Here is a 4,936-nt window from a genome sequence, read left to right as displayed (position 1 = left end):
CCGTGGCTGGAGCATTGGCGGCGGCAAAAATGAATATCCCAGTAGTACATATTGAAGCTGGGCTTAGATCATTTAATAAAAGAATGCCAGAAGAAATTAATAGAATTACTTGCGATCATGTATCGACTTTATTGTTTGCACCTACTGATATAGGACTATCACATCTACATGATGAAGGCTTTAACATAAAGGCGAATTCCCCATATAGTATAGATAACCCTGGCGTGTTTCAATGTGGGGATTTAATGCTTGATAATAGTCTGTATTTTTCTAAAAAGTCAGACTCCGTATCGACTATACTGAAGGATTTAGGCCTTGAATCAAATAATTATATCCTTTCAACAATACACAGAGATAATAACACAGATATTCCAGAAAGGCTTAATGCTTTGTTCTTGACATTGAATAAAATTGGGATTGAAAATAGAATTCCTGTTGTTATTCCACTGCATCCGAGAACAACACATTTGCTCAAAAAAAAGTTGACGACCGAAACATATTCGGAAATAATGAATAGCGAATGGATTAAAATTATTCCTCCCGTATCTTATCTAGATGTTGTTGCGTTGGAGAAAAATACACAGATTATAATGACAGATTCTGGTGGTGTTCAAAAGGAAGCATTCTTCTTTAAAAAGCCTTGTGTTGTATTAAGAAGTGAATCGGAATGGATGGAATTGGTAGATAATGGAAATAACATTATCGCAGATGCTGATGAAGAAAAGATTGTTGCTGCTTATGAAGAATTAATGGGAAAGAGTGATTTCACATTCCCTGAGTTTTATGGCAACGGAAGAGCAGCATACTTTATTTGTGAAAGGATAATTGAGCATATTGGAAAAAATTAAAACTTATGATTCTAGTTTATACACCAAAGAAAACAAATAGAATCAGGTATTCTTTTAATCTGATTTTTAGTAAAATTCTTAAATGCGAGCTGTCTTTCACAACGAATGTAGAAGAATTTAAGTCATACGTAGGTCCTAAAATCAATTATTCTAAAAAGAAAATTGATGACGAGATATTTTTTCTTTCAAGTAAGTTATTGCTTGAGTCTGGAATTTTTGAGCAAGAGATCCATGTCGTAAATTTCGAGGAAACTATTGGCTTTTATCAAACTGGGCCAGCCTCTCATTGGCCGTTCGATCCATTTGCAGCTTCTTTCTTTCTCGCAACAAGGTATGAGGAATATCTTCCTCATATAATGGATATTTATGATCGGTTTAATGCCAGAGAAAGCGTTGCGTTTAAAAATAACTTTTTAGACAAGCCTGTAATTAATATTTGGGCAAAAAAGATACAAACTCTTATTCAGAAGAGATATCCCGATTATAAGTTTCCTGCAAAGCGGTACAAATACATCAGTACCATTGATATTGATAATGCATATGCATATTTAGAAAAGGGCTTTTTGCGTACACTTGGCGGTTATCTGAAATCGATATTTACAGGTAATTGGGTGGAGTCAAAAGAAAGGACGGCCGTGATTTTTGGTTCGTTAAAAGATCCATATGATACATATCAATATCAACATGAGATTAATAAAAAGTTTAGTGTAAAGCCAATCTATTTTTTCCTTGTTGCCGATTATGGTTTTAACGATAAAAATGTTCCGGTTACAAGTAAGAAGTTTCAGTCTCTGATAAAATTAATTGCTGACTCATCAGATGTTGGTATTCACCCATCTTTTGGTTCGAATCAGAAAATCGAAAAACTGTTTCAGGAGAAAAGAAGGTTAACTAAAATATTAAAAAGAGAGGTTACCAAAAGTCGCCAGCACTTTTTGAAATTTACTTTTCCTTACACTTTTAGAAACTTAATTGAGCGCGATATTACCGACGACTATAGTTTGGGATATGCTTCTGAAGTGGGGTTTAGAGCAGGGCTATGTTCGTCTTATAATTTTTACGATTTGGATTTAGAAGTAGAGACGAAGCTAAGTATGCATCCTTTCGCAGTTATGGAAGCAACTTTAAAGTATTATTTAAAACTATCCCCGGCTGAAGCTGTTGTAGAAATAAATAAGGTAATTGAAGAAATTAAAAAGGTAGATGGTACGTTTATTAGTCTTTGGCATAATGAAACTCTTAGTGAAGATAAAAATTGGGTTGGCTGGAGATATGTTTATGAAAAAATGTTAGAAAAGGCGGTCGCCTAAGTTCTTTTTCAAGTAATGCTGAACAGGTATCAGTCTTAATTAAATGAGCAAAATACAGAAATGATTAATTACGTTGAACATAAAGACATTGACCTAGGAAAATGGGATAGGTCGTTAAAACTTCGTAATAATGAGAATATTTGTTTAGAATCATGGTTTTTGTCGGCTGTATGCGATAGATGGGATGCATTGGTGGGAGATGATTATGAAACAATAATGCCGCTGCCTATAAATCAGAAATACGGGATGGATATCATTTACCAGCCTTTTTTTTGTCACGAACTCGGAGTCAATGGGGCAAATACAGATTTAACTCTATTGTTATCGGAAATCCCAGAGAGTGTCAAACATATTTCTCTTAAAGTTAATAACGGGCTATCCTTAGGTGGACTTAAGATCGAGGTAACAAAGCACCAAATATTAGAGTTGAATGACTTAGAACTAATAAGGAAGGGTTTCAATAAGAATGCAAAAAGAAATATTAGTAAGGCAAAGAAAAACGAAGTGACGTGTAGGTTTGTAAGAGATTATACCGAGGTTATTCGTCTATTTAAAACAGTGAATAAAAAAGGATTGAAGGCTTTTTCGGAAGATCATTATGATAAGCTTGATGAATTAATGTTGCGCGCAATAGAACAAGGAAATGGAATAATAGTAGAAGCTGTTCAAGATCAGAAAGTAGTTTCGGCTTGCTTTTTTCTATTGTATAGTAATACAATTACATATTTAAAAGGGGCTTCTGATGAATTTGGTAAAGAATTAGGGGCGATGCATTTAATCTTCGACTCTTTGATAGAGGAATATATTTCTGATTTTGATTTATTGCACTTTGGAGGGTCGAATGTTGAATCAGTGGCAGGGTTTTATAAAAACTTTGGAGGTGTAGATGACGAATCTTCATCCGTTACAATTGATAGAATGCCTCCTCTTCTTGGAGCCTTAAAGAAGATAAAACATAAGTATTGGAATAGATATTAGAGGGGAAAGCATGTCGGAGATAATAGAGGTAATATCAGTGATTTTATTAAGTGCTATAAAGCAACTTTTGGGAGGGAGCTCATTAGCTGTGATTTATGGATTTAATTTCGAGAAAGCATTTGTTTGTACTTCTGTTGGAGGGATTATCGGGATCACCGTTTTTTATTACCTTGCCGAGCCAGTACTGAAAATGTGGATGAAGGTTGAATCCAAGATCTTTAAAAAAGCCTATAGTAAAGAAGACGAAGATGTAATTAATAAGGACAGTTTCGTTAAAAAGACTATGGATAAGTATGGAATAATGGGACTTGCTATATTGTCACCAATATTGTCTTACCCTTTCGCCTTGTTTTTGGCAAGACGTTTTTTTGAAGGAAAGACTAAGATTTTAATATCGATGTATATTTCAGCACTTATTTGGGCAGGGATTGGATCGCTATTCTTTTCTCAAATCGCCGATGCTGTAATGGGAATGTTCTAAGAATCGAACTTGGCAATTACAGTTTCACTGCCTGTTACTTTGTCACCAATCTTTACATTAAGTACTACACTTGCTGGTAGAATAAGATCAACTCGAGAACCAAATTTAATGAAGCCAATTTGGTCTCCCTGCTTTACATCATCCTGTTCTTTTGAATAATAAACTATTCTTCTTGCAAGCGCACCTGCAATTTGTTTAACGAGAATTTTCATTCCATTGGCATGTTTCACTATCACGTTGGTCATTTCATTATCAGTAGATGACTTTGGATTCCATGCTACTAAATGTTTTCCTGGAATATACTTTACTGTTTCAACAGTGCCTGATATCGGATACCAATTTACATGTACGTTTAAAGGCGACATGAATATAGATACTTGAATTCTCTTTTCGTTGAAATACTGTGCTTCATCAATCTCTTCAATAACAACCACTTCTCCGTCTGCCGGAGCATGTATTAAATTGTTCTTAGAATACGATTGTCTTTGTGGGCTTCTGAAAAATTGAAGCACTATAAAAAAGCATAACCCGCAAATGGAATAAATTAAGGCAGAAAGTATTGGGTTCTCTACAGTATTCATTGTAGCGTAGCTTATAGTTGAACAGACAACTACAGCCAGTATTAATGAATTATATCCTTCTTTATGAATTTCCATTGAAATTTACTTCTTGTGCAAAGTTAGGCGAACAAATATAAATATGTTACTACAACGGGTAGAGAAATTAACAAACCGTCAAATCTATCTAATACTCCGCCATGTCCAGGAAGAATCGATCCAGAATCTTTCACTTTAATTGTTCTCTTGAATGAAGACTCAACTAGATCTCCTAAAGATCCCCATACCACAACAATTAAAGAAACGATAATCCAATCTTGTAATGTTAAAGTATTTGTATAGGAGTGTATACCGTAAGCAACACCTATAGTTGTTATGGCACCTCCAATAGTACCTTCCCATGTTTTCTTAGCTGAAATCCTTTCGAAGAGCTTATTTCTACCAAGCGAAACACCAAAAATGTAAGCGCCGGTATCATTTGCCCATAGGAGTAAAAAATACCCAAGTACTAGTTCGTATTCATATTCTCCATTAACTACGGCTAGGAAGCTTAAAAGGGATATGGGTAGGGCAACGTATATAAGGCCTAAAATAGAATTAGACGATCGTTTAAAGTGATTGCTTTTTTCTTTAAAGATCTCCCTTACTAGTAACGTCATTATAAAGGGTAAGCTCGTTAATAGGTATTTAGGGGAATCGAAGAATGCAGCATAGCCAAAACTGGAGTATAGAATAATTCCAATAAGAATTAGAAACCAATTT

6 protein-coding genes are annotated in these 4,936 nt (G+C 34.7%); 4 read left to right on the top strand and 2 right to left on the bottom strand.

All coding sequences use genetic code 11. From position 1 onward, the window contains the following. The 4 genes from HRT72_04280 to HRT72_04265 form a co-directional block, all read left to right on the top strand. On the top strand, nucleotides 1-848 hold an 848-nt coding region (locus tag HRT72_04280; GenBank protein ID NQY66925.1), incomplete at its 5' end, for a UDP-N-acetylglucosamine 2-epimerase. A 5-nt stretch (nucleotides 849-853) separates the two neighbouring features. Next, nucleotides 854-2,158, top strand: a complete 1,305-nt coding sequence (locus HRT72_04275) for a hypothetical protein (GenBank protein NQY66924.1) — start codon at nucleotides 854-856, stop codon at nucleotides 2,156-2,158. Between the two features lie 60 nt (nucleotides 2,159-2,218). Then, a complete protein-coding gene (locus HRT72_04270) occupies nucleotides 2,219-3,136 on the top strand; it encodes a GNAT family N-acetyltransferase (GenBank protein NQY66923.1) in 918 nt (305 codons plus the stop codon). Nucleotides 3,137-3,146: 10 nt separating this feature from the next. Beyond that, nucleotides 3,147-3,617 (top strand): hypothetical protein, encoded by a 471-nt coding sequence (locus HRT72_04265; protein NQY66922.1) that lies wholly within the window; start codon nucleotides 3,147-3,149, stop codon nucleotides 3,615-3,617. Here the strand turns inward: HRT72_04265 and HRT72_04260 are convergent. Both HRT72_04260 and HRT72_04255 read right to left on the bottom strand, forming a co-directional pair. Then, complete coding sequence (locus HRT72_04260) at nucleotides 3,614-4,273, bottom strand: phosphatidylserine decarboxylase family protein (protein ID NQY66921.1); 660 nt, start codon at nucleotides 4,271-4,273, stop codon at nucleotides 3,614-3,616. The two genes, HRT72_04265 and HRT72_04260, sit on opposite strands and share 4 nt — an antisense overlap. A gap of 23 nt (nucleotides 4,274-4,296) precedes the next feature. Next, a partial coding sequence (locus tag HRT72_04255; protein NQY66920.1) for a phosphatidate cytidylyltransferase occupies nucleotides 4,297-4,936 on the bottom strand: 640 nt, incomplete at its 5' end.

The organism is Flavobacteriales bacterium (assembly GCA_013214975.1).
Classification (GTDB): Bacteria; Bacteroidota; Bacteroidia; order DT-38; family DT-38; genus DT-38.
Note: the sequence above shows the minus strand (reverse complement) of the source record. Positions and strands in the feature narration are given on the sequence as shown.